This window comes from Ruegeria sp. HKCCE4148 (assembly GCF_017872495.1).
Lineage (GTDB): Bacteria > Pseudomonadota > Alphaproteobacteria > Rhodobacterales > Rhodobacteraceae > Ruegeria.
Genome location: NZ_JAEDOS010000009.1, coordinates 42,999 through 64,403 on the forward strand (window position 1 = coordinate 42,999; position 21,405 = coordinate 64,403).

Here is a 21,405-nt window from a genome sequence, read left to right on the forward strand (position 1 = left end):
AGAACGGAGCAGACATGACTTTCAACGACCTGATCGATCGCCGGGGCACCAACAGTTCCAAATGGGATAAGATGGAGATGCTCTATGGTGTCTCACCCGAGGATGGGCTGGCCATGTGGACGGCCGATTCCGACTACCAAACAGCGCCTTGCGTGATCGACGCTTTGCGTAAAGCCGCAGATCAAGGCGTTTTCGGGTATTCGTGGACGCACCCGGATTATCTCGCTTCGATCCAATGGTGGATGAAAAGCCGTCATGACTGGGAAATCGACACGGATTGGATCCTGACGACCCAAGGTCTGGGCAATGCAATCGCGCTGTCGCTGGATGTTTGGACCGAGCCGGGCGATGGCATCGTGATCTTCACCCCGGTCTACCACGAGTTTGCCCATAAAGTGAACAAATCGGGCCGCCGTGTCGTGGAATGCCCGCTGGTGCGTGATGGCGACAGCTATGGGCTTGATTTGGACGACGCGCAGTCGCGGCTGGACGGGTCCGAAACGATGCTGCTGTGGTGTTCGCCGCAAAACCCATCGGGTCGGGTCTGGACGCCAGAGGAACTGTGCGCTGTGGCCGCGTTTGCCGAACGCAACGGCTTGATCCTGGTGTCCGATGAGATCCACCACGATCTGGTTTACCCCGGCACCAAATTTGTGCCGATGGATGTGGCAGCGCCTGATGCACGGCCTTGGACCGTGACCCTGACCGCGGCGTCAAAGACCTTCAACATCGCGGGTCAGCGCACTGGCAACATGATCATCCCCGACCCAAAACTACGCACAGCTATGAAGAACCGGCTTCAGGCGCTGGATTACGATCCCGGTGCATTGGGCGTGGAAATGATCACCGCCGCTTACAGCCCGGAAGGGGCCGAATGGGTGGATGCCCAGGTCGCACATCTGGAAGGCAACAAGCGTTTGTTTGATCAGACCATTGCCGGGATTCCGGGCCTGTGGTCGATGCCTTTGCAGGCAACTTATCTGGCCTGGGTCGATTTCTCGGGCACCGGTATGGATCACGACGAATTTGTCCGCCGCCTGCGTGAGGACGCAAAAATTGCAACCTCCTCAGGCCCCGGTTTCGGAACGGGTGGCGAAACGTTTGAGCGGTTCAACCTCGCCACCCAGCGCGCGCGGGTCGAAGAAGCCTGTACGCGGTTGAAACGGGCCTTCGGTGATTTGCAGTAAGACATGATTTGGCTGGGATTGATTTGCCTGGCCCTGTTGATCGTAGGTGCCAGCCAGCTTGGCTGGCACTTTTTGTGCCTCGCCGATCCGCGCCCGTGGTTACGCCCCGAACTTAACGTTTCGATCCTAACCTGATCGAGAAAACCGCCCGAAGACCGGACATGAGGCCAGATTGCATCGTCGAACGCCTGAATGGCCATCATTGGAGCCTGACTAAAACCGGTACAACGAAAGAAATCAGGCCTTAATCTTCGTGCCCCAACAAAGCAATCGGCGCGTCCGGCACGCGATAGAAATCCAGCGGAGCCCTGTCATGCGCCGCCGTGCTGCGTTTGAATTCATACCGCATCTCACCACCCTCATCTTCGTCCGCGACGATCAGACATTGGTAGAGATGGTTGGCCCCATCATAGATATCGACCAGACCGCGCAAACGCGGCGTAGTTTCAGCCTCAACTGTGAATCCATCCTTCCACAGTTTGAGGATTTTGTAGGTATTGTTGCCCATTTCCACCCTTAGACGGCTGGCTTTCTTCAGCGTGGCGATTCGGGCAGCGTCCAACTCGGCGCGTATTTCCTTTGAAACATAAGTACTCATTAATCCGTTCCCCCGTGAATGACTTCTATTGTGCGGGAAAGGTTGTAAAAATCCAGTGAAGGAGATCACGGAAATCGAAGCCGGTACAAATTGTTGCCCGGATATCCCAACCGCGACTGTGCGCTAACGCAGGGATTTTGCGCGGCCATTCGCATAGGAACGGGTCCTGCTTGGGCTTATCTTTGACGAAACGCTCTTGCGGAGGAAAAGGTATGGGCCTGCTGGTCGACGGAACATGGCACGACACTTGGTATGACACGAAATCGACAGGCGGCGCATTCAAACGCAGCGCGGCGCAATTTCGCAATTGGCTGACAGCCGACGGCAACGCGGGGCCGTCCGGCAAGGGCGGTTTCAAGGCGGAGGCCGGGCGCTATCACCTCTATGTCAGCTATGCCTGCCCATGGGCACATCGCACGCTGATCTTTCGCGAGCTGAAAGGGTTGAGCGATCTGATTTCAGTCTCTGTTGTGTACCCCGACATGTTGGGCAAGGGCTGGACTTTTGAAAAAGACGATCATGGCGCGACGGGCGATGACCTCTATGGGTTCAGCTACGCGCATCAGATCTACACCAAGGCTGACCCCTCCTATTCCGGGCGCGTGACGGTGCCGATCCTGTGGGACAAGCAGCAAGAGACCATTGTCTCGAATGAAAGCTCGGAAATTATCCGCATGTTCAATTCCGCCTTCAACGGGATCACGGGCAACACCGATGACTACTGGCCCGAGGCGATGCGGGACGAAATCGAAGAGGTCAACGCCCGCATCTATTCAGACGTGAACAACGGCGTCTACAAGTCCGGTTTCGCCACTTCACAAGAAGCATATGACGCCGCTGTGGGCCCGCTGTTCGAGACACTGGACTGGCTTGAAGAGCGCCTGTCCCGCAATCGGTATTTGATAGGGGGTCGGATCACCGAGGCTGACTGGCGACTGTTCACAACACTGATCCGTTTTGATCCGGTCTATCACTTGCATTTCAAGTGCAACAAGCGCCGTCTGATCGACTACCCCAACCTTTGGGCCTATACGCGTGAGTTGTATCAGTGGCCGGGTGTCGCGCCCACGGTGAACATGAACCATATCGTGCGCCACTATCACTTTAGCCACAACAGCATCAATCCACACCGGATCATCCCGACGAACCCTGTGCTGGACTATATGGAACCGCACCGACGCGATCAGCGCCCCGCTGCGTAATGTTCAACCATCGCCGCCAGGTCCTCTGGCGGTGTTTCGCTTTGCACATAGGCACAGGCATTCGGGCTGTGGGCAAAGATCGAACCGTCCGAGAAAAAGGTGGTGTTGGTGACAAAGATCACCCGCGCCTCGGGGCGGCGATAGCTTGCGAAATCGGCCACGGCTAATGCGCTGCCGGTTTCCAGAACCAGATCCAGCACGATGATTCCGAAATCCGTGCCGTAAAGCGCCAGAATGGCGGCCTCCTGCGTCTCGACCAGCGTGACCTCGGCGCCTTGCCGTTCCAGATGCCTTTTCCAGACCCGACCAAGGTCGGGGTTACTCTCAACAATCAGAACTTTCATTTGCAACAACCTCGGCACTTGATATGGTGAGTGGTGCCGACCCCCGTGATCCGTGATCTCGTTATTTCCTTAACAAAGTGTTAACAGCGCCCCCACAGCTCCGTGATCTAGCGGATTTGCTTGTAAAAGAGGCGAAAATCCGCTTGAAACGCGCCAAAACCGGTCATTTCCCGCAGAGAGAGCAGATGAGCACATTGGATCACGGTCTGGACCCACGCGCGGTGCGCGACCACGGCGGCGGGCTGGACAGAGCGATCATCAGATATGGCGGTCAACGTGGCGACTGGATTGATCTGTCGACCGGCATCAACCCACATCCCTATGAGATTACAGGACTGACCGCAGGGGATTGGACTGAGCTGCCGGATCATGGTGCTTTTGAACGACTTAGCAATGCCGCGCGCCGGTTCTGGAACGTGCCGGATGGGGCAGCGATCCTTCCCGCACCCGGGGCATCAGCCATTATCGCCCGAATCCCAGCCCTGGCTAAATCCGGCACGGTTCAAATCACGCCACCCACCTATAACGAACACGCGGCCGCCTTTACATCTCAGGGGTGGAGTGTTCAGGCAAACACGCCCGGAGACGCCCGAGTGATCGTGCACCCGAACAATCCCGACGGGCGTATCTGGCTGGAAAGCGATGTCTCTGCCCCGCTGACCGTAATTGATGAAAGCTTTTGCGACGTCACGCCCGACGCCTCTCTGATCCATCTGGCAGACCGCCCCGGCGTGATCGTGTTGAAGAGCTTTGGCAAGTTCTGGGGATTGGCCGGAATGCGACTTGGTTTTGCGATCGGGCGGCCAGATGTGATTGGCCAGCTGAATGCTCTGACTGGCCCCTGGTCGGTGTCAGGCCCTGCCCTGCGGGTCGGAACTCAGGCCCTGTCAGACACCGGCTGGGCGGACTCTATGCGTGCGCGGCTGGCAGATGAGGCATCTCGACTGGATACGCTGCTGACAACCAAAGGTGCCGAGGTCGTTGGCGGCACAAGCCTGTTCCGTCTTTATCAGGTTGATGATGCCGAGAAATGGCGGGATCGGCTTGCTAAGACCCATATCTGGAGCCGCATCTTTCCTTATTCGACCACCTACCTGCGCCTCGGGCTGCCGCCTGCAAACGGGTGGGATCGGCTGGAGGCCGCGCTGTGAGCCTTGGCCTGATGCTGGTCTGTGCCATGTGTCTGGACGCAGCGCTGGGAGAGCCCGACTGGCTATGGTCGCGCGTCAAACACCCGGCAGTGATGATCGGAAATTTGATTGCCTGGCTGGATAATCGCTTAAACCACGGGGCATCACGACGATTGAAAGGTGCGGGCGTGCTTGCCGTACTGGTCGGCGGTGCATGTGGACTTGGATGGGCAATGTCCATGCTGGGGCCTGTGGCCGAGATCCTGCTTTGCACGATCCTGCTGGCACAGAAATCGCTGGTTGAACATGTGCGAGCAGTGGGCGACGGTCTGCTGACCTCAGTGGACGAGGGGCGGGCACAGGTGGCCATGATCGTCTCACGCGATACGCGGGACATGACCGAGGCGCAGGTGGCGCGTTCGGCCATCGAAAGCGCGGCGGAAAACCTCAGCGACGGGGTCATTGCGCCTGCTTTCTGGTTTCTTGTCGCAGGGTTGCCGGGGTTACTGATTTACAAGGCCGTGAATACCGCCGACAGCATGATCGGTTATCGCAATGAAAAGTACAGCGAGTTTGGATGGGCCTCGGCCCGGTTCGATGACCTGCTAAACCTGATCCCTGCCCGCCTGACCTGTGTGCTGATCGTGGCGCTCTCGGGGCAGCGGTCGCGCTGGCGCGAAATTGTGGGGGATGCGCGCCGCCATATCTCGCCCAATGCAGGCTGGCCCGAGGCCGCGATGGCTCGCGCGCTGAACGTCGCCCTGGCAGGGCCACGCAGCTATGATGGAAAGCTGCGGGACCTGGCCTGGGTCAATGGCGACGCGCCGCGCGAGATCGGGGCGGCGGAGGTTTTCCGCGCATGTCACATGTTGTGGAGCGTTTGGGGGCTTGCGCTTGGGCTCGTGTCGGTGTGGGTTGGGGTCAATCTGATTTTCTGACGGGTCTCTTCATGCGTTTACTCTCTGGGCTGATTGCAGCCGCGTTGTTTGCCTCTCCTGCCTTTGCCCAATGTGGGGGTGGGTTCAATTCCTTTGTCAAAGGGCTGAAGACCGAAGCGGTACAACAAGGCTTTGACAAATCCACCGTGAACGCGTTTTTCAAAGGGGTGCAGCAAGACAATGCCGTACTCAGGGCCGACAGGGCGCAAGGGGTGTTTCAGAAACCGTTCATCGAGTTTTCGCGCCGTCTGATTTCAGCCAACCGGATAGAGCGCGGGCAGGCCATGTCGCGCAAATATGATGCGGTCTTTGATCGGATCGAGCGTGAATACGGCATCTCTCGCGGCGTGCTGCTGGCATTCTGGGCGTTCGAGACCGACTATGGGTCATTCCAGGGCGACTTCAACACCCGCAACGCGCTGGTGACTTTGGCGCATGATTGTCGCCGGCCAGAACTCTTCCGCCCACAAATCTTCGCCGCCATCGAACTGTATCAGAACGGCGATTTCGACCCGGCCCGAACAACAGGCGCATGGGCCGGAGAGATTGGAATGGTCCAGATGCTGCCGCGCGACATTTTGGAAAACGGCGTCGACGGTGATGGCGACGGGCATGTCCGCCTGAAAACCTCTGCCGCTGATGCGCTGATGTCCGGGGGCAAAATGCTGTCGCATCTGGGCTGGCGCGCAGGCGAGCCTTGGCTGCAAGAGGTCACGGTGCCCGCACAGATGGACTGGTCCCTGTCCGGCCCCGGCAAACCGCGTTCGGTGGCCGACTGGCAAGCCATGGGCGTGCAGGCGCGCAGCGGGTCGTTGGCCAACTTGCCTGCCTCGCTGATCCTGCCGCAAGGGCGCAATGGTCCGGCCTTTTTGGCCTACCCGAATTTCGACGTCTATTTCGAATGGAATCAGAGCTTTGTCTACGTTCTGACCGCGGCTTATTTTGGTACACGACTGGAAGGGGCACAAATCTATGATGCGGGCAACCCGGCGCAAGGTTTGAATGGCGCGCAAATGAAGCAATTGCAAACCAAACTGCAAGCCAAAGGGTATGACGTGGGCAAGATCGACGGGATTCTTGGGGCCGGCACACGTGCCGCGGTGCAGGCTGAACAGGCCCGCTTGGGCCTGCCTGCAGATGCCTGGCCAACGGTCGACTTGCTGAACCGGCTTTGACTTGGCACGCCGCGTTTAACTGTCGTCGAACACAGGGCGCGGCGCACCGTTGTCGTCCAAAGCGACGAATACGAACTCGGCTTCCGTAACCTTTTTTCCATTCTGCGATTGCCTCGGGCGTGCCCAGACATCCACGTGAACACGAATGGATGTGCGCCCGACATGCGTCAGCGCCGCATACAGTGTCACTTCGTCCCCAACTTTGACCGGTTGCAAGAATTGCATGGCCTCAACGGAAACGGTCGCGGCGCGTCCTTGCGCCACACGCGCCGCCATATTACCCGCCGCCAGATCCATTTGTGACATCAGCCACCCGCCAAAAATATCACCAGCCGGGTTGGTATCCGCGGGCATTGCAATCGTTCGAATGACCAGAACACCTTCGTCCTGCTGACGACCATGTGAGCCGCGTTGCTTTCCTAAAGCGAGCCGGTCGTCGGTGTCTTCTGCCACAGGTTCAATCCCTTCCTAAGCCATAGACTGGCATGGTCCTCCGTTCAGTCTGGCAAGGTTTCCTACCAAAATGAAGAGAGCACCAGCTTTGCGCTCAGGTCGAGCGCCTCAATTTCGAAAAGCTTTAATCAGACCGGACGGGATAGCGATCTCCTTTCTGATCAATCAGAATCAGCCGTTCACCGCTTCGTACATAAAGATCACACCGGCTGAATCCGTTTCGATAGGCGATACAAACGCTGCCGTCCTCGGAGATGGAATAGGTGCCGAAAGCCGAGTCTCCGCTGGCATAGGTATAGGAATAAGCCCCACCAGCCGAGAATTTGGCCTGACCATCATCGTAGAAGGTGATCGTTTGGCCTGCCAAAGCGTCAAGCTCTGCTGATGTCAGAGGAGTGTCCCCGGACTTTAAAGGCCAGTCTGCAGCATAAGCAAAGCTTGCTACGAACAGGGCGGGGATCAGAAATCGTGTCATGCGCCCAAGCTAGCGCGATCCGAACGCAAACGTTGTAAACTTGCAGTGAACGGTCACGCGACCATCTGTTCGGCCTTTTTCAGATCAACCGAGACCAGCTGGCTCACGCCTTGTTCCTGCATCGTGACGCCGAACAATCGGTCCATCCGTGCCATTGTCACTGCGTGGTGGGTGATGATCAGAAAGCGTGTGTCGGTTTGGCGGCACATCTCGTCCAGCAAGTCGCAAAAGCGCGTGACGTTGGCGTCGTCCAGCGGCGCGTCGACCTCGTCCAACACACAGATCGGTGCGGGATTGGCGAGGAAGACACCAAAAATCAGCGCGGTCGCAGTAAGGGTTTGTTCCCCGCCCGACAACAGGCTGAGGGTCGACAGTTTCTTGCCCGGCGGCTGGCACATGATCTCAAGCCCCGCATCGAGCGGATCGTCGCTTTCAACCATGACCAAGTTGGCCTCGCCACCCCCAAACAGGTGCTTGAAAAGCATCGCGAAGTTCGAGTTCACCTGTTCAAACGCGGTCAGCAGACGTTCGCGCCCTTCGCGGTTGAGGCTTGCGATACCGCTGCGCAGGGCCTTGATCGCCTCTTCCAAATCGGCCTTTTCGCTGCTGAGCGTGTCGAACTCTTCCTGAACTTCTTTGCTGTCTTCTTCCGCCCGCAGGTTCACCGCACCCATGGCGTCGCGTTGACGCTTGTGGCGGTTCACCTCAGATTCCAGAACATCCGCCGCAGGCATCTGGTCGGGGTTCACATCCAACTGGTTCAGCAACTGGTTCGGGGTCAGTTGTTGATCCTCAGCGATCCGTTCTGCCGCAGCGACCACACTTTCCTTTGCCGCATCACAGCGCGCCTCAGCCGCCGCGCGGCTTTCGCGCGCTTCCGACGCCAGGCGTTCCGCTTCACGTTCTGCCAGAACAACCTCACGCTGCTGGGCCTCAGCCTCGGCCAGCTTGTCCGCAGCCTCTGCCCGGCGCGCTTCGGCAGCTTCGATCAATTCGTTCAGCTCTTCCCGCGCTTCGGCGATTTCTGCCGGTGCGGCCATGGCCTCGGTCAGTTCCTCTTCCGAACTTTCCTTGCGCTCAGCCAATTCCGAAATCCGCTTTTCAGCGGTTTCCAATCGGTGCCGCCACCCGCTGAGATCCTTAGTGACCTCTTGCGAGCGGCGGGTGCGTGCGTCCCCCTCACGACGCAGCTCATCATGGGTCGAACGGTGGGTCAGCATCGTGATCCGCGCCGCCTCGACAGTTTGTTTGATGTCTTCGACCTCGGCACGTGCACTGTCGAGATCGCCCAAGCCATTCAATGCGCCCTCGGCTTCGCGCAGTTGCGCGCGGGCCGCCATAGCGTCTTCCTTGTGGCGATCTACGGCAAGGGTCAAAGTCTCCAGCTTGCCCTGCGCCAGATTACGATCCGCTTCGGCGCGGCTGAGCAAGCGCGCAGTTTCGGCCATGCGCTGATCCGCAGCACGGCGGGCTTCTCGCGCACGGCGGTCGGCCTCAGTCACATCCGCCAATTGCCGCGACAGCGCCTCATGCGCGGCGCGCGCACCTTCTGCCTGCGCCTCGGTGCGGGCAAGTTCCTGTTTCAACGCTTCCAGCTTGTTGAGCTGCTCTAACCGTAGCGCTGCCGCGCTTGGGGCATCCTCGGCCCACGCCCGGAACCCATCCCAACGCCACAGGTCGCCTGAGCGGGATACAAGCCGCTGCCCCGGTTTCAAAGACGCCTGCAAGCGTGCGCCTTGATCAGCATCTATAACACCGATCTGCGCAATCCGACGGCTGAGACGATCCGGGCCGGAGACGTGCAGCGCCAGCGGTTCAACCCCATCCGGCAAAGGCTGATCCCCGTCATAGCCCGCCACCTGCACCCAGCCAGAGGGGCCATCGCCGTCGACCAGCGGCGCGCGCAGATCATCGGCCAACGCGGCGCCCAGAGCCTTTTCAAAGCCCGGCTCGACGCGCAACAAATCCAGCACTTGACCACCTTCAGCGGTGTCGCGTTCCACCAGCTTGGCCAGCGCCGTGGTTTCGGCCCGGATCGCACCAAGCTCACCTTCGGCCTCAGAACGCTGTGCGCGCGCTTCGGCCTCGCGGGCTTGCGTTTCGTTGCGCAGCTCATCTGCAGCAGCCAGAGCCTCTTCTGCGGCTTCCGCTGCTTCTCGGGCTTCCTCTTCGCCCTCAAGGGCTGCTTCGAACGCTTCGCTGGCGCGGGTCAGGGCTGTCTTGGCCTCATCCACAGCCTGTCGTGCCTTTTCCTCTTCGCCCTCAGACCGGGCCAATGTCTTGCGACTGTCTTCTACCAATCGCTGTGCCGATTGATGCCGTGCAACAAGGCGAGCCATATCTTCGGTCTGTTGCGACAGGTGGTCTTCACGGTCCTGCAGAATCGAGGCTGCTTCGCGTGCGATTTCTGCCGCTTCGGCCACTTTCTCGTCATGACCCTCGGCTGCTTTCGCCAGCTCGCGCGCTTCCCATTCCAGGCGCTCGATCATCTGGCCCGCGTCGCGGTTCAGACCGGTTTCTCGTTCAATATCATTGCCAAGCTGCTGGATACGGTTGGTCAGTGTCTCAATGGTTTGCCGCGCGCGGGTTTCCTGATCCGCAAGCTGATCGCGCTGCACCTGCTGGCGTTGCAAGACAGCCGCAGCAATGGCCTCTTCTTCCCGCAAAGGCGGCAAAGTTTCCTCGATTTCAGCCCGTTTTGCAGCAGCGGCGCGCGCCTCAGCTTCGGCACGAGAGGCTTCGGCGATACGTTCACGCAGCTTATCTTCAGCCTGCTGGCGGGCCATATCGGCCTCTTTCCAGCGCCGATAGAGCAGCATCCCTTCGGCCTGACGCAGTTGCTCGCCAATCTCGCGGTATCGTGCAGCTTGGCGGGCCTGGCGCGCCAGTTGAGCCAATTGCCCACCAAGCTGCTCCAGAACGTCATCGACGCGGGTCAGGTTCGCCTCGGTGCCCTTCAGCTTCAATTCGGCTTCGTGACGACGCTGATACAGACCCGAGATCCCAGCAGCTTCTTCCAGAATGCGGCGGCGCGCGCGGGGTTTGGCGTTGATCAATTCGGCGATGCGGTTCTGCCCGACCAGCGCAGGCGAATGCGCCCCGGTCGAGGCATCGGCGAACAGCATCTGTACATCGCGCGCGCGCACATCCTTGCCGTTGGTTTTGTAAGCGCTGCCAACATCGCGGGTGATGCGCCGCACGATCTCCAACTGATCGCTGTCGTTGAACCCGGATGGCGCGAGGCGTTCCGAGTTGTCCATGGTCAGGACAACCTCGGCAAAATTGCGCGCGGGCCGCGTGGCTGCACCGGCAAAAATCACATCCTCCATCGCACCGCCACGCATGGATTTGGGGCGATTCTCGCCCATCACCCATCGCAAAGCTTCCAGAAGGTTGGACTTGCCGCAGCCATTTGGCCCCACCACACCTGTCAACCCGTCCGCGATGATCAGATCGGTCGGATCAACAAAGCTTTTGAAGCCGGTCAGTTTGAGCTTGCTGAAACGCAATGGCAGCGTGTCCCGTGATTCCTATGAGTTGAAAGTCTGCGCAAGGGATAGGGTCCGAGTCAACGGAGTTGCGCAGGATATGGGATATCATTTTGAGTTATCCACAATATCTTGCCGGAATACCCGAAAATACGCGTATATCAATATGGTGTGCACTCAAAGACCTGATAGCCGTAGTCATCCCCAACGTTTTCGTAGATGCCATAGTCGATGCATTCATAATTGGGCGTAGAAACAGCGGTCAGCAGCAACCGCTCGCCAGCGTCTCGATCGCAGCCCAAAACACCAACCGTTACCGCCGCATCGCCCAGCACATCCAGAATCGGACAACCCGAAACCTGAGCCATCGCAAGGGCAGCCCGGTCTCGGACCGGACCCAGCCGGGGTGCGTATTGCGCGTTGACCCGAACCGCTTCGGCCAGCTCACCGCGCACGCGCACGTCGAATACGCTGCCATTCACCGCCACGCGCGTGGCAGGCACGTCACGAAAATGAGGGGTTCCGGCCGCGCAGGCAGCCAACAGCAGAGGGGCAAGACACCGGATCATGCCGCAGAGTTGCAGGATTTTGGTTAACAGAACCTTTCCGCGCCTCAGGTCCGGAGAACTTCTCCCAACCGGCGAATACCCTCGCGGATTGATGCCTCATCAGAATTTGAAAAGCTAAGTCGAATGGTATTGGCGCCGCTGCCATCCGGGTAGAATGCCTGTCCCGGCACAAAGGCCACTTTCACCGTGTCCAACGCACGCGCCAGCAATTCAGACCCACTAGCCTCAGCAGGCAGCGTGACCCAAATGAACATACCGCCCTCGGGCCGGGTCCACTCAACCCCCTCGGGCATATGCTGTTCCAACGCGTCCAGCATCACATCGCGACGGGTTTGATAAACCACACGCACTTGGGGAATATGGCTGTCAAAACACGCTTGCGCCACGTCATGAACGGCCATTTGGTTTATGGTCGCCGAATGCAGGTCCGCCGCCTGCTTCAACAAAACCAACTGAGATATGATCGGCTTGGGCGCCACGACCCAGCCCATGCGCAGCCCCGGCGACAGGGTTTTTGAGAAACTGCCGCAATAGATTGTCCTACAGTTTTCGATAGACCCTTTCCGAGCCAGCTCCAAAGACAGGATCGGTGGGATCGGATCCCCGTCATAGCGCAACGCCTGATAGGCCCCGTCTTCGATTATGGCGCAATCCAACTCTTCTGCCAGATCCAACAAAACCTCCCTGCCTTGCAGATCCAGAGTTTCGCCGGTTGGGTTGGCAAAATCTGCCGACAGGTAAGCGAATTTCACCGCCCCATCCCCGGCTGCTGCCTTGTATTCCGCGGCCCCGCTGTTGCCGTTCAACCGATCAAACCGGGGTTCATACGCATTGAACGCAGCAAGCGCGCCCAGATAGGTGGGCCATCCAACCAGGGCCGTGTCACCGGGGGACAGAAACAACTTGCCCAGGTAGTCCAGCGCCTGCTGCGACCCTGACGTGATCAGGATGTTGTCGATGTCACACGTCACTCCAATCTCGCGCATATGCTGCCCCAGCCATTCGCGCAGCGGGACATAACCTTCGCTGACCGAATATTGCAGTGCCTGGGCTTGTGTCTCTGGTCCCAGCGCCGCTTGAAACGCCTGCGCAAACGCGTTGGCTGGGAACAACGCTGGATCCGGAATGCCGCCCGCAAACGAAATGATCCCTGGTTGGTCGAGCAGTTTCAACAGCTCTCGGATTTCTGATGCCTTCATCCGGGAAGCCCGGGTGGCAAACAATGTGTTTTGGGACATGAGGCTCCTCCGATCTCAATTCCGGGCAGCCTACGGCGGTCTATTTTAAAGTCAATAATGCTGACCTTTTATTTCAAGCGATTTGAACGGGCATCCTTGAACGCGTCATGCGCTCGTGGTCAAATGACTTGACCAAATCAGGAACTCTGATGCCCTTTCACAAAGTCGAAACCGAAAAACTCTCGCTTGCTGTTGTTCGCCAGATCGAGCTTTTGATCTTGCGTGGCATCCTGCGCCCCGGCGAGCGTTTGCCCCCGGAACGCGATCTGGCCGAGCGGATGGGCGTGTCACGCCCGTCCCTGCGCGATGCGATTTCCGAGCTTCAGGCGCAGGGATTGCTGACCGCCAAAGCCGGGTCCGGTATATATGTGGCCGATGTTCTCGGATCGGCTTTTGCTCCGGCCCTGATCCGATTGTTTGGCAGCCATGACGAAGCGGTCTTTGACTATCTGTCCTTTCGCCGCGACATGGAAGGGTTGGCAGCTGAAAGGGCCGCACGGCAAGGCTCTGACAGCGACCTGAAAGTGGTTCAGGCGGTCTTTGACAAGATGCAGGCGGCCCATGACCGGAACGCAGCGGATGATGAGGCGCGATTGGATGCCGAATTCCACATGGCCATCATCGAAGCCAGCCACAATGTCATCATGCTTCACATGATGCGTTCGATGTACGATCTGTTGGTACAAGGCGTGTTTTATAACCGTCAGACGATGTTCCAACAGCGGGCCACGCGCGAGGCGATTTTGGACCAGCACCGGGCCATAAACGAAGCGTTACAAACGCGAAATCCTTCGGCTGCTCGCACCGCGATCGAACAGCATCTGGATTTTGTGGAGCGTTGCATGGCGGATCAAAGAAAGTCCGACCAGAACGAAGCCATTGCGCAGCAGAGATTGCAACACGAGGCCGGGCGGGAGTGAACGCTACCCCTAGTAGACGGCCGAACGACAAATAGCTGAATTACGCGGCCCCGGTTGCAACGGGGATCAGATGTTGCGGTAAAGGTTTTCCGCTGCTTTCTCCCAAATGATGATCGGGGGCCAGTGTTGTCAAAGCCGGATCGATGAACAACCTGGCACCACGGTCGCGTAACTGTTTATGCAGCATCACATGTTCGCACACCTGATGACCTTTCTCGTCCCGACAAGAATACCGCAAACCTCTCAAGGCTCGGGTTTTGTACAACCCAGCACCACCAAAGGCACTGTCGACCGGGATCAGCGGCGTTTCGGCTGGAATATGGAACTGCCGGTCAAAAACCGCCGACTTCAGCAAAGCCTTGCGCCACTTTAGACGTCCAAACAGCGGTCTGCGCGTGTTTTGAATGCGTTGCCAGACGTCTTCGTCACACCAGCCGGGGCAGCGCAAGGCGTAGATGTCGTAATATGCAGGTTTGGAATTGGCAAAGACACCCTCCCACAAAGGGACAACCCTCTGCGCAGCTGTCAGAACCGCCTGAACATCAAGACAGACATTTGGACCATCCAAGTCCAGAACCAGAGTCAGATCCAGGTCGCTGTCTTTCTCTTCCAGCCTTTTGAGAACAGCATTTCTGGCCATAGTGATACGCTCAATCCGGTCAGGTTGTTTAGAAATCAAACCATCCAGTTGAAGAATTTCGACACGCTGATTCCGATCCGCGTATTCGGACAATACCCGGTCCGTATCGTCCGTGTTGTCGTTGGTCGCAATGGTGACCGAGTAGCGGTGCAGTTGAACAGACAGGCTTTCAATCCTGTTGATCGTGTCAATCAGCGCTGAGCCGCCATTTCTGACCACGCCTAAAATATTCATCGAAACTGCGTCGCCCGACACGTCCTGTCTTTCCCTGTTTTTTCACGCTTGCTGCGGAGCTTTCCTGTCTACCAGTTCCCCAACGGTCGGCAGGATTCGGAGTGTCCTTCAAAACAAGCAGAACTCACCACAAAACAAAAGACCCGAAAGCGAAACGCTCTCGGGTCAACTGTTTCATTTTTCTGTCAGGTCAACCGTCAGTGCAGTTTGGTGCCAACGTCTGCAATCGACGCATCGATCAATTTGTTGGCCTGTGCAGCAGTCATTTGCTTGGCCAGAACCGAACCCGCCGCAGCCACTGCGACCGAAACGGCTTGATCACGCACTTCTTTCACAGCAGACGCTTCAGCCGAAGCAATCTGATCCTGAGCTGCAGCCAGACGGCGTTCAATCGACTTTTCAAGGTCAACCTTCGCCTGTTCCGCTGCCAGAGCCGCGTCTTCCTTGGCCGCTGCAACGATCGCATCAGCCTGTCCCTGAACTTCACGCTGCTTGCGCTCGTAAGAAGCCAGCAAGCTACGTGCTTCTTCATGCAGAGCGCGTGCTTCGTCCAGTTCGGACTTGATGCCTTCGGCACGGTTGTCCAGCGCCCCACCGATCATGCCGGGGACCTTGAAGTAGAACAGGACCGCAATGAAGACGATAAAGCCCAGAAGGACGACAAAGTCTGTGTTGCCAAGCGAGAAGAACGGGCCTTTGGCCGCAAAGGCCGGGCTGGCCGCACCAAATGTCAGGATAAGGGCAAGAGTGTTCCGCATGTCACTTATCCTTTCGTCTGCGCATCTACGGCACCGGCAATGGCATCCGCATCCGCTTCGCCGCCCAGCGCTGTGACCAGTTCAGCCGCCGTGTCCTTGGCAACCACTTGAATGCTTTCCAGCGCACCGGCACGGATTTCAGCAATTGCCTTTTCCGATTCAGCCGCTTTTGCAGCGATTTCCGCGTCCGCCTTTGCAATCGCGTCATCCAGACCAGCCTGAATTTCGGCGCGGGCTTCCGCTGCGATACGCTGTGCCTCAGAACGGGCATCGGCCAGCGCTTTGTTGTAGGCCTCTTCAGCCTCGACCGCCTTGGCCTTCAGATCTTCGGCCGCAGCCAGGTCGTTGGTAATGGTCCCCTGACGTTCAGCCAGGATTGCCGCGATGCGGGGCAGAGCCACGCGGGACAGGACCAGAAAGATGACGACCAGCGTAATGACCAGCCAGAAAATCTGGTTGGGGAACCAATCGAAGCAGAGCTGCGGCATGCCAATGGCAGAGCCATAGGAGTCAACGCACGAGCCAGCTACTTCTTTCGTAATGGGTTCAGTCGCCATGATGTCCTCCGTCGGAACGTTGTCTTTACAACAGGTGGGCCGCTATGGCTTGGACCCACCTGCGCGTAAGGATCAGGTTCCGCAGATCAGACGGCGAACATCAGCAGCAGCGAGACCAGGAATGCGAAGATGCCCAGCGCTTCTGCGAATGCGATACCGATGAAGAGGGTTGCGGTCTGCGAAGCAGCCGCCGAAGGGTTGCGCAGGGCGCCGGCCAGGAAGTTGCCTGCAACGTTGCCCACCCCGATTGCGGCTGCGCCGGAACCGATTGCTGCCAGGCCTGCGCCGATGTGTGCGAGATCGCCTTCCATGATGTGTCTCCTTACGAATTGGAAGTTTCGATGTTTGGGTATCGGACCTTTAGTGCGAAGGATGCAGCGCATCTTTCAGATAAACACAGGTCAGAATGGTGAATACGTAGGCCTGGATGAAGGCCACGAGGACCTCAAGACCGTACATTGCGGTGATCGCCAGAACGGACACAGGCGAGATCACGGCAACTGCGGCAAAGCCCGCAAAAACCTTGATAACCGCGTGGCCTGCCATGACGTTACCGGCAAGACGAATAGAGTGGCTGACAGGGCGCACGAAGTACGAGATCAGCTCGATGATTGCCAGGATCGGACGCAACGCCAGCGGTGCGCTGGACACCCAGAACAGACCCAGAAACGCGGCGCCGTTCTTTACGAAGCCCAGGATGGTCACAGTCAGGAACACGGCCAGCGCCAGCGGGATGGTGACGGCGAAATGAGATGTGGTGGTGAACGACGTCGGGATCAGGCCCAGGAAGTTCGCGCAGACGATGAACATGAAAAGGGTCATGACATAGGGGAAGAACTTAACGCCTTCCTTGCCGCAGATGTCTTCCAGCATCTTGTATACGAAGCCATAGGTCAGCTCTGCGACAGACTGCATCCGCGTCGGCACAATCGCGCGTTTGGACGTGGGCAGAACCAGCAATGCGACAACCGCCAGGATGGCAAAGAACAGCCACAGGGTCACGTTGGTCACAGTGAACATGCCGACCGCACCGTCGCCGAACAACGGTTTCACGATGAACTGATCCATCGGGTGGAAAACCAGGCTGCTGCCTTCTGCTGCGGTGGTCTCAGTTGCCACGTTCAGTCCCTCTTATCCTTCTCGGCAGCCGTCGCCGCCATTTGTTTCTCTTGAACCTCTTTCGCGCTGCGGAGCATAACCTTCACGCCCGCGACAAGGCCCAGCAATGTAAACAGCACCAGAAAAGTCGGGATAGTCCCGAGCAGGCTGTCCAGCCCGTATCCGATGCCAAATCCGATCCCCAGACCGGATACCATTTCGATGACCATCCTCCAGGCAAGTTCGCCACCGGATATGTCACTGTCTGCACGGGGGGCCGGTTCCTTAGCCTTTTTCGCCGCTTCGATCTTAGCCTCCAGCTGCGCCATACGCTGCTTTTGGTCGTCTTCGGTCACGGACGGTTTCCTCGCGCTGTCTTGAGGCATGGTGCTAAGGCGCGAATGGCCCAGAGTCAACGCTGTCGTGAGACCGAAATGACGCAGGTTAAATACCTGTTAAATAACACTTTTATTAGATGCAGATCATTGTGAAAGAGTACCCTGAAACTGGAAGAAGCTTGAAATGTGCTGAATCCGCATATTCAACCAACGAGTTGATTATTCCTGCAACACAGCTTGGCCGCGCAGTTTTGCGCTTTGATCCAGCAACCACGTTCGGAACGCCTGTACCGTTCTGCCGTGCACCGTAGCTGACCCCGAAACCAGCCGGAAACTTCCCTCACGGAATCCGATGGGAAGGCACCGGATCAAACGACCCGCCTGCAGATCGGTCAGCACGCATTACTCGGGTCCAAGATAAACGCCCAACCCACTCAGTGCCGCCGTCAGCGACAGATCCGTCCCCATCCGCCAGCGCACGTAAAGCTTCCAAGCGCAGATCAACACCGGGGTTGGCCGCGTAAAAGCCCGACAGCCGGGGGATGAGCGTGCGTTTTCCCAGCGACAGCTATCAACACCCAATGCTGTAACGCCCTTTTCGCCCTTGCTCCAAACGGTTATGACAGGGCAATGACCGACACGCTCGACACTGTTTTCGCGGCCCTTGCCGACCCAACCCGCCGCGCCATCCTGGCAATGCTGCTTGAGGACGATATGGCCGTTACGGATGTGGCCGAACCCTTCGAGATGTCATTGGCCGCGATTTCAAAGCACCTGGTCATCCTGACCAAAGCCGGATTGATTTCCCAGGAAAAGCGTGGGCGGGTGAAATGGTGCAAGCTGGAACCCGACGCCCTGCGCGCCGCATCGGTTTGGATGCAGGGTTTCGGACAATTCGAACCCGTCAATCTGGACGCGTTCGAACGATTTCTGGAAGTAGAGCTTCCGACACCAGACGAAGCCTAGCGCACGACAAAGACTGACATGCTGGCGTGTTTTGCAAGATAACCGGCGTGGCTTGAGAAGATATAGTCGGTGATCCGGGGGGCATGGGTCCCCACAATGATCAGGTCGGCGCCGATCTCTTCCGCAGCACGGGTCAGGTCGCTGTCCACTTCGGCGGCAACGTCAACCGAGTGTATCTTGCGCACGGCAACCTCGGCCCCGCCCTCGGCGGCCAGTTTTTCCGTAAAAGCGGCCAGTTCCTTGTCGATCTCAGCTTCGGTTTCCGTGGATTCCCCCAAATGGGCGCCGGTAACACTGACCAAAGTGATTTTGGCCCCCTGCCATTTCGCCACCTGCGCGGCAATATCGGCAGCTTTGCGAACCTCGGGCGGTAGATGCCGATCGATCGGCAGCATGATGTGGTTGAACATAACTTCCTCCTCTCACGTGCTTTAAAGTGTATTGAAGAGGTTTTTCACGGGCTTTGATCTGGCTCAACAAATTCTACCTTTGGAATACATCAAAGAGCCGAGGCGTCTGCAAGCAAAGCTCCGGTTAATCAGCGGCCGTTCCCGCGGGCACCGCAGGCGGCGTTTCTTCCTTAAGCAGCATCAACAACGCAATGACGGTCAGCGCAACGCCACCCAAAATCAAACCGGTGGGCACAGCCTTTCCCAGCGCTATCTCCCACAAGATCACCCAACTGGGCACCAGATAGGTGTAAGCCATCACCTTGGCCGAGGGCAGTCGGAGCGATGAAAACTGCACCAGCACAAAACTGGCCGCCGTCGCGAAGAGCGAAATATAGATCAGTCCGATCCAGACGATGGCCGGAAGAGCCGCCCAGTTGGTCGTCATCAGGTCGGACCACCCGAACACGATCAGCAACAAGCACCCGGCAACTTGTGTCCAGAAAGTGAACACTACTGCGGGCTCTCCGCGATTCAGTTTGCGGATCATGGGTGTATAGATTGCGTGAGATACACAACCCCAAAAGTAGATGATCTCACCACGTCCGATTTCGAAGGCGCGGAACATTTGCCAGTCGGCTCGAAAGATTACCCAAAGCGCGCCCACCGCACCAATGGTCAAAGCCAATGCCATGCGCGGGGTGGTGATCTGACGCAATAAAACCCAACCCGCAAGGGCTGTAACAACGGGCGTCAGGGTGAACACCGCAGCGGCGCTGACCGGCGGGGCGGTTTGTAGCCCATAGAACATCAGCACGAAATAGGTCGAAAACAGCCCACCCAACACAAGGTAGCGCCAAGGCGCCTGTACAGCGCTGCGCGGCAGGCCTGTTGTGGCCAGTGCCGCAATACCAATCACTACAGCCGCAATCGCAAATCGCACCGCGTTCAAGGCGGACGGCGCAATTTCGTTGGCGATCATGGATCCCAACGAAAAACTGCCCGCAACAAGCGCCGAAAAGGTCAGCATGGCCAGATGGCCACGCGCCTGAGGGCTCATGGTTTCCAGCCTTTGGCTTCTTCTTTCAGATAACTCAGGAAGGCCTGTACCTTGGTGGTGCGGTGTAAATCCACGTGGGTCACAAGCCACAGGTTTCCGAACCATTCTGGAAGCGGATCCATCACCTCGACCAGATTGTCGTGGCGGGCCGCTTCCCAGCGCGCCATGAAACCTATGCCCGCCCCGGCCATGACAGCCTCGCGCATACAGAAATTATTGGTACAGCGGAAAGTGATGCGATCTGCCGGAACTGTTGCGCGCAGCCATCGGGTAAAAGGCGCGCGACTGCTTTCGTCGTCAGAACTGACGAAATGGTGTTTCCCGAAATCCTCTATACCCGACGGCGTGCCAAACCGTTCGATATACGCTGTGCTGGCATACAGGCCGACTTCTTCCTGTCGGAATGGCTGCACAACGTTGTCCGGCTGATCCGGGGCTGACCCTGCGCGGATCGCCACATGCGCCTCGCCGTATTCCAGACGGAAAAGCCGGTCGCCGGTCAAGTAGCGCACGATGAGATCCGGATGCATCTTTTGAAACGCGGTGAGTGTGGGCACCACCAAGGGTGCAAGTGAACCAAGCGATGTCACCACCAATTCACCTGAAACGTCGTCGCCCCGACCCTTCATGCGGCCAACTAGCTGGTTGAACTGATCCTCGGTGGCCTGTGCGACGCGCAACAGATCGTCGCCTGCCTCGGTCGGCGTGTATCCGCGTGCGTGACGCTGGAACAGTTTTACACCCAGCCGCGCCTCGATCGCATCAATGTGGCGGATCACGGTGGCGTGGTGAACCCCAAGAACCTCGGCTGCGCCGCTGACTGTCCCCATGCGCGCCACCTGATAGGCGGTTCTCACTTCGTCCCAATTATCCATGGCAATGCGTCACTGTGCAATTTCCAACAATAACTGTTGATGTATCCGAGTTTTGTTCACCAACGCAATAATCATATTGGGGACAGTACAAGATTTCCCTGACCCAAAGGACCTGAACAATGCCAAAAACAATCCTTCATATCGATTCCTCTGCACGCCGCGTTGACTCGACGACCCGCGATCTGTCCGACCGTGTGGTCAAGCAACTGGACGCGGAACGCATCATCCGTCGCGATCTGGCAACCCCTCTGCCCCTTTTGACCGAAGACTGGATCGCCGCGAACTTCACCCCTGCGGACCAGCGCGACGATGTACAGCGGGATCGGCTGGCCCTGTCCGATGAGCTGGTGGCCGAATTGCAGGACGCCGACACCATCGTAATTGGTTTGCCGATTTACAATTTTTCGGTTCCGGCCGCCTTCAAGGCATGGATTGACCTGGTTGCCCGCGCAGGCCTGACCTTTGCCTACACTGAAAACGGCCCAAAAGGCTTGTTGGAAGGAAAGCGCGCCATTCTGGCCATCGCGTCGGGTGGTGTGCCCGTCGGCTCCGAGGCGGACTTCGCCACCAACTACGCCCGCCATGTGCTGGGCTTTATCGGCATTCATGACGTGGACGTCATCGCAGCGGATCAGATGGCCGTGAATCCCGAAGCGGCGCTGGAAAGTGCGCATAAGGCAGTTTCAGACCTCGCGGCTTGATCTGCTCTGGTCAATGACCTTTTAAACCTTCAGCCTGCCAATGTGTTGGGATTGGCAGGCTGGACGAAACCC

The 21,405-nt window shown here is 58.0% G+C and carries 24 protein-coding genes; 8 read left to right on the top strand and 16 right to left on the bottom strand.

Annotated elements, in window-relative coordinates:
- Positions 1-14: 14 nt before the first annotated feature.
- Complete coding sequence (locus tag I9187_RS18315) at positions 15-1,187, top strand: MalY/PatB family protein (RefSeq protein ID WP_171180814.1); 1,173 nt, start codon at positions 15-17, stop codon at positions 1,185-1,187.
- A gap of 244 nt (positions 1,188-1,431) precedes the next feature.
- On the opposite strand, the gene I9187_RS18320 is transcribed toward I9187_RS18315, so the two are convergent.
- Complete coding sequence (locus tag I9187_RS18320; RefSeq protein ID WP_171180816.1) at positions 1,432-1,785, bottom strand: hypothetical protein; 354 nt, start codon at positions 1,783-1,785, stop codon at positions 1,432-1,434.
- 212 nt (positions 1,786-1,997) lie between these two features.
- On the opposite strand from I9187_RS18320, the gene I9187_RS18325 reads away from it, so the two are divergent.
- Positions 1,998-2,987, top strand: a complete 990-nt coding sequence (locus tag I9187_RS18325; protein WP_171180818.1) for a glutathione S-transferase family protein — start codon at positions 1,998-2,000, stop codon at positions 2,985-2,987.
- Here the strand turns inward: I9187_RS18325 and I9187_RS18330 are convergent.
- Positions 2,969-3,331, bottom strand: coding sequence for a response regulator (locus tag I9187_RS18330; protein ID WP_209940287.1), 363 nt, complete (start codon positions 3,329-3,331; stop codon positions 2,969-2,971). The two genes, I9187_RS18325 and I9187_RS18330, sit on opposite strands and share 19 nt — an antisense overlap.
- A 185-nt stretch (positions 3,332-3,516) precedes the next feature.
- Between I9187_RS18330 and I9187_RS18335 the strand changes: the two genes are divergently transcribed.
- From I9187_RS18335 to I9187_RS18345, 3 genes are read left to right on the top strand one after another with little or no spacing between them, the layout of a single operon-like run.
- Positions 3,517-4,482 (top strand): threonine-phosphate decarboxylase, encoded by a 966-nt coding sequence (locus I9187_RS18335; RefSeq protein WP_171238797.1) that lies wholly within the window; start codon positions 3,517-3,519, stop codon positions 4,480-4,482.
- Positions 4,479-5,399: an adenosylcobinamide-phosphate synthase CbiB gene (cbiB, locus tag I9187_RS18340; protein ID WP_171180822.1), complete on the top strand. Its 921-nt coding sequence runs from the start codon at positions 4,479-4,481 to the stop codon at positions 5,397-5,399. Before I9187_RS18335 ends, cbiB begins: the two co-directional genes overlap by 4 nt.
- A gap of 11 nt (positions 5,400-5,410) precedes the next feature.
- Positions 5,411-6,574, top strand: a complete 1,164-nt coding sequence (locus tag I9187_RS18345; protein ID WP_171180981.1) for a lytic murein transglycosylase — start codon at positions 5,411-5,413, stop codon at positions 6,572-6,574.
- Positions 6,575-6,589: 15 nt separating this feature from the next.
- Here I9187_RS18345 and I9187_RS18350 read toward each other — a convergent pair whose 3' ends face one another.
- The 5 genes from I9187_RS18350 to I9187_RS18370 form a co-directional block, all read right to left on the bottom strand.
- On the bottom strand, positions 6,590-6,928 hold the full coding sequence (locus I9187_RS18350) for an acyl-CoA thioesterase (RefSeq protein ID WP_171180982.1): 339 nt from the start codon (positions 6,926-6,928) through the stop codon (positions 6,590-6,592).
- 223 nt (positions 6,929-7,151) lie between these two features.
- Positions 7,152-7,502 carry a hypothetical protein gene (locus tag I9187_RS18355; protein WP_171721888.1) on the bottom strand — a complete coding sequence of 117 codons (351 nt, stop codon included), beginning with the start codon at positions 7,500-7,502 and terminating at the stop codon, positions 7,152-7,154.
- 53 nt (positions 7,503-7,555) lie between these two features.
- Positions 7,556-11,011, bottom strand: a complete 3,456-nt coding sequence (locus I9187_RS18360; RefSeq protein WP_171238796.1) for an AAA family ATPase — start codon at positions 11,009-11,011, stop codon at positions 7,556-7,558.
- 140 nt (positions 11,012-11,151) lie between these two features.
- A complete protein-coding gene (locus I9187_RS18365; protein ID WP_171180829.1) occupies positions 11,152-11,559 on the bottom strand; it encodes a hypothetical protein in 408 nt (135 codons plus the stop codon).
- Between the two features lie 44 nt (positions 11,560-11,603).
- Positions 11,604-12,797: a PLP-dependent aminotransferase family protein gene (locus tag I9187_RS18370; protein WP_209940288.1), complete on the bottom strand. Its 1,194-nt coding sequence runs from the start codon at positions 12,795-12,797 to the stop codon at positions 11,604-11,606.
- Between the two features lie 149 nt (positions 12,798-12,946).
- Here I9187_RS18370 and I9187_RS18375 point away from each other — a divergent pair, with 149 nt between their 5' ends.
- The gene (locus tag I9187_RS18375) at positions 12,947-13,717 is read left to right on the top strand and encodes an FCD domain-containing protein (RefSeq protein ID WP_171180832.1); all 771 of its coding nucleotides are present in this window, start codon (positions 12,947-12,949) and stop codon (positions 13,715-13,717) included.
- 40 nt (positions 13,718-13,757) lie between these two features.
- Here I9187_RS18375 and I9187_RS18380 read toward each other — a convergent pair whose 3' ends face one another.
- From I9187_RS18380 to I9187_RS18405, 6 genes are all read right to left on the bottom strand, one after another.
- Positions 13,758-14,612: a hypothetical protein gene (locus I9187_RS18380; RefSeq protein ID WP_171236179.1), complete on the bottom strand. Its 855-nt coding sequence runs from the start codon at positions 14,610-14,612 to the stop codon at positions 13,758-13,760.
- A 176-nt stretch (positions 14,613-14,788) separates the two neighbouring features.
- Positions 14,789-15,349, bottom strand: a complete 561-nt coding sequence (locus I9187_RS18385; protein ID WP_171096173.1) for a F0F1 ATP synthase subunit B — start codon at positions 15,347-15,349, stop codon at positions 14,789-14,791.
- Between the two features lie 5 nt (positions 15,350-15,354).
- Positions 15,355-15,906 carry a F0F1 ATP synthase subunit B' gene (locus I9187_RS18390; protein ID WP_171096175.1) on the bottom strand — a complete coding sequence of 184 codons (552 nt, stop codon included), beginning with the start codon at positions 15,904-15,906 and terminating at the stop codon, positions 15,355-15,357.
- 86 nt (positions 15,907-15,992) lie between these two features.
- Entirely contained in the window at positions 15,993-16,217 is a 225-nt protein-coding gene (locus I9187_RS18395) for a F0F1 ATP synthase subunit C (RefSeq protein WP_005981269.1), read from the bottom strand.
- Between the two features lie 49 nt (positions 16,218-16,266).
- Positions 16,267-17,025: a F0F1 ATP synthase subunit A gene (locus I9187_RS18400; RefSeq protein ID WP_171180836.1), complete on the bottom strand. Its 759-nt coding sequence runs from the start codon at positions 17,023-17,025 to the stop codon at positions 16,267-16,269.
- A 2-nt stretch (positions 17,026-17,027) separates the two neighbouring features.
- Positions 17,028-17,360: an AtpZ/AtpI family protein gene (locus I9187_RS18405; RefSeq protein WP_209940289.1), complete on the bottom strand. Its 333-nt coding sequence runs from the start codon at positions 17,358-17,360 to the stop codon at positions 17,028-17,030.
- A 612-nt stretch (positions 17,361-17,972) separates the two neighbouring features.
- Between I9187_RS18405 and I9187_RS18410 the strand changes: the two genes are divergently transcribed.
- Positions 17,973-18,308 (top strand): metalloregulator ArsR/SmtB family transcription factor, encoded by a 336-nt coding sequence (locus I9187_RS18410; protein WP_171180839.1) that lies wholly within the window; start codon positions 17,973-17,975, stop codon positions 18,306-18,308.
- Here the strand turns inward: I9187_RS18410 and I9187_RS18415 are convergent.
- The 3 genes from I9187_RS18415 to I9187_RS18425 form a co-directional block, all read right to left on the bottom strand.
- Entirely contained in the window at positions 18,305-18,718 is a 414-nt protein-coding gene (locus I9187_RS18415) for a universal stress protein (RefSeq protein WP_171180842.1), read from the bottom strand. The two genes, I9187_RS18410 and I9187_RS18415, sit on opposite strands and share 4 nt — an antisense overlap.
- 124 nt (positions 18,719-18,842) lie before the next feature.
- A complete protein-coding gene (locus I9187_RS18420; protein ID WP_171180844.1) occupies positions 18,843-19,757 on the bottom strand; it encodes a DMT family transporter in 915 nt (304 codons plus the stop codon).
- Positions 19,754-20,632: a LysR family transcriptional regulator gene (locus I9187_RS18425; RefSeq protein ID WP_171180846.1), complete on the bottom strand. Its 879-nt coding sequence runs from the start codon at positions 20,630-20,632 to the stop codon at positions 19,754-19,756. Before I9187_RS18425 ends, I9187_RS18420 begins: the two co-directional genes overlap by 4 nt.
- A gap of 119 nt (positions 20,633-20,751) precedes the next feature.
- Between I9187_RS18425 and I9187_RS18430 the strand changes: the two genes are divergently transcribed.
- Complete coding sequence (locus I9187_RS18430) at positions 20,752-21,333, top strand: NAD(P)H-dependent oxidoreductase (protein WP_171180848.1); 582 nt, start codon at positions 20,752-20,754, stop codon at positions 21,331-21,333.
- The last annotated feature ends 72 nt before the right edge of the window (positions 21,334-21,405 follow it).

What these genes read in the sequence shown, in the direction of transcription:
- I9187_RS18335 (WP_171238797.1), top strand. Translation starts at nt 3,517, where the DNA reads ATGAGCACATTGGATCACGGTCTGGACCCACGCGCGGTGCGCGACCAC.
- I9187_RS18410 (WP_171180839.1), top strand. Translation starts at nt 17,973, where the DNA reads ATGACCGACACGCTCGACACTGTTTTCGCGGCCCTTGCCGACCCAACC.
- I9187_RS18320 (WP_171180816.1), bottom strand. Translation starts at nt 1,785, where the DNA reads ATGAGTACTTATGTTTCAAAGGAAATACGCGCCGAGTTGGACGCTGCC.
- I9187_RS18385 (WP_171096173.1), bottom strand. Translation starts at nt 15,349, where the DNA reads ATGCGGAACACTCTTGCCCTTATCCTGACATTTGGTGCGGCCAGCCCG.
- I9187_RS18415 (WP_171180842.1), bottom strand. Translation starts at nt 18,718, where the DNA reads ATGTTCAACCACATCATGCTGCCGATCGATCGGCATCTACCGCCCGAG.
- I9187_RS18350 (WP_171180982.1), bottom strand. Translation starts at nt 6,928, where the DNA reads ATGCCCGCGGATACCAACCCGGCTGGTGATATTTTTGGCGGGTGGCTG.
- I9187_RS18370 (WP_209940288.1), bottom strand. Translation starts at nt 12,797, where the DNA reads ATGTCCCAAAACACATTGTTTGCCACCCGGGCTTCCCGGATGAAGGCA.
- I9187_RS18315 (WP_171180814.1), top strand. Translation starts at nt 15, where the DNA reads ATGACTTTCAACGACCTGATCGATCGCCGGGGCACCAACAGTTCCAAA.
- I9187_RS18430 (WP_171180848.1), top strand. Translation starts at nt 20,752, where the DNA reads ATGCCAAAAACAATCCTTCATATCGATTCCTCTGCACGCCGCGTTGAC.
- I9187_RS18375 (WP_171180832.1), top strand. Translation starts at nt 12,947, where the DNA reads ATGCCCTTTCACAAAGTCGAAACCGAAAAACTCTCGCTTGCTGTTGTT.
- I9187_RS18325 (WP_171180818.1), top strand. Translation starts at nt 1,998, where the DNA reads ATGGGCCTGCTGGTCGACGGAACATGGCACGACACTTGGTATGACACG.
- I9187_RS18330 (WP_209940287.1), bottom strand. Translation starts at nt 3,331, where the DNA reads ATGAAAGTTCTGATTGTTGAGAGTAACCCCGACCTTGGTCGGGTCTGG.
- I9187_RS18395 (WP_005981269.1), bottom strand. Translation starts at nt 16,217, where the DNA reads ATGGAAGGCGATCTCGCACACATCGGCGCAGGCCTGGCAGCAATCGGT.
- I9187_RS18355 (WP_171721888.1), bottom strand. Translation starts at nt 7,502, where the DNA reads ATGACACGATTTCTGATCCCCGCCCTGTTCGTAGCAAGCTTTGCTTAT.
- I9187_RS18420 (WP_171180844.1), bottom strand. Translation starts at nt 19,757, where the DNA reads ATGAGCCCTCAGGCGCGTGGCCATCTGGCCATGCTGACCTTTTCGGCG.
- I9187_RS18390 (WP_171096175.1), bottom strand. Translation starts at nt 15,906, where the DNA reads ATGGCGACTGAACCCATTACGAAAGAAGTAGCTGGCTCGTGCGTTGAC.
- I9187_RS18365 (WP_171180829.1), bottom strand. Translation starts at nt 11,559, where the DNA reads ATGATCCGGTGTCTTGCCCCTCTGCTGTTGGCTGCCTGCGCGGCCGGA.
- I9187_RS18345 (WP_171180981.1), top strand. Translation starts at nt 5,411, where the DNA reads ATGCGTTTACTCTCTGGGCTGATTGCAGCCGCGTTGTTTGCCTCTCCT.
- I9187_RS18425 (WP_171180846.1), bottom strand. Translation starts at nt 20,632, where the DNA reads ATGGATAATTGGGACGAAGTGAGAACCGCCTATCAGGTGGCGCGCATG.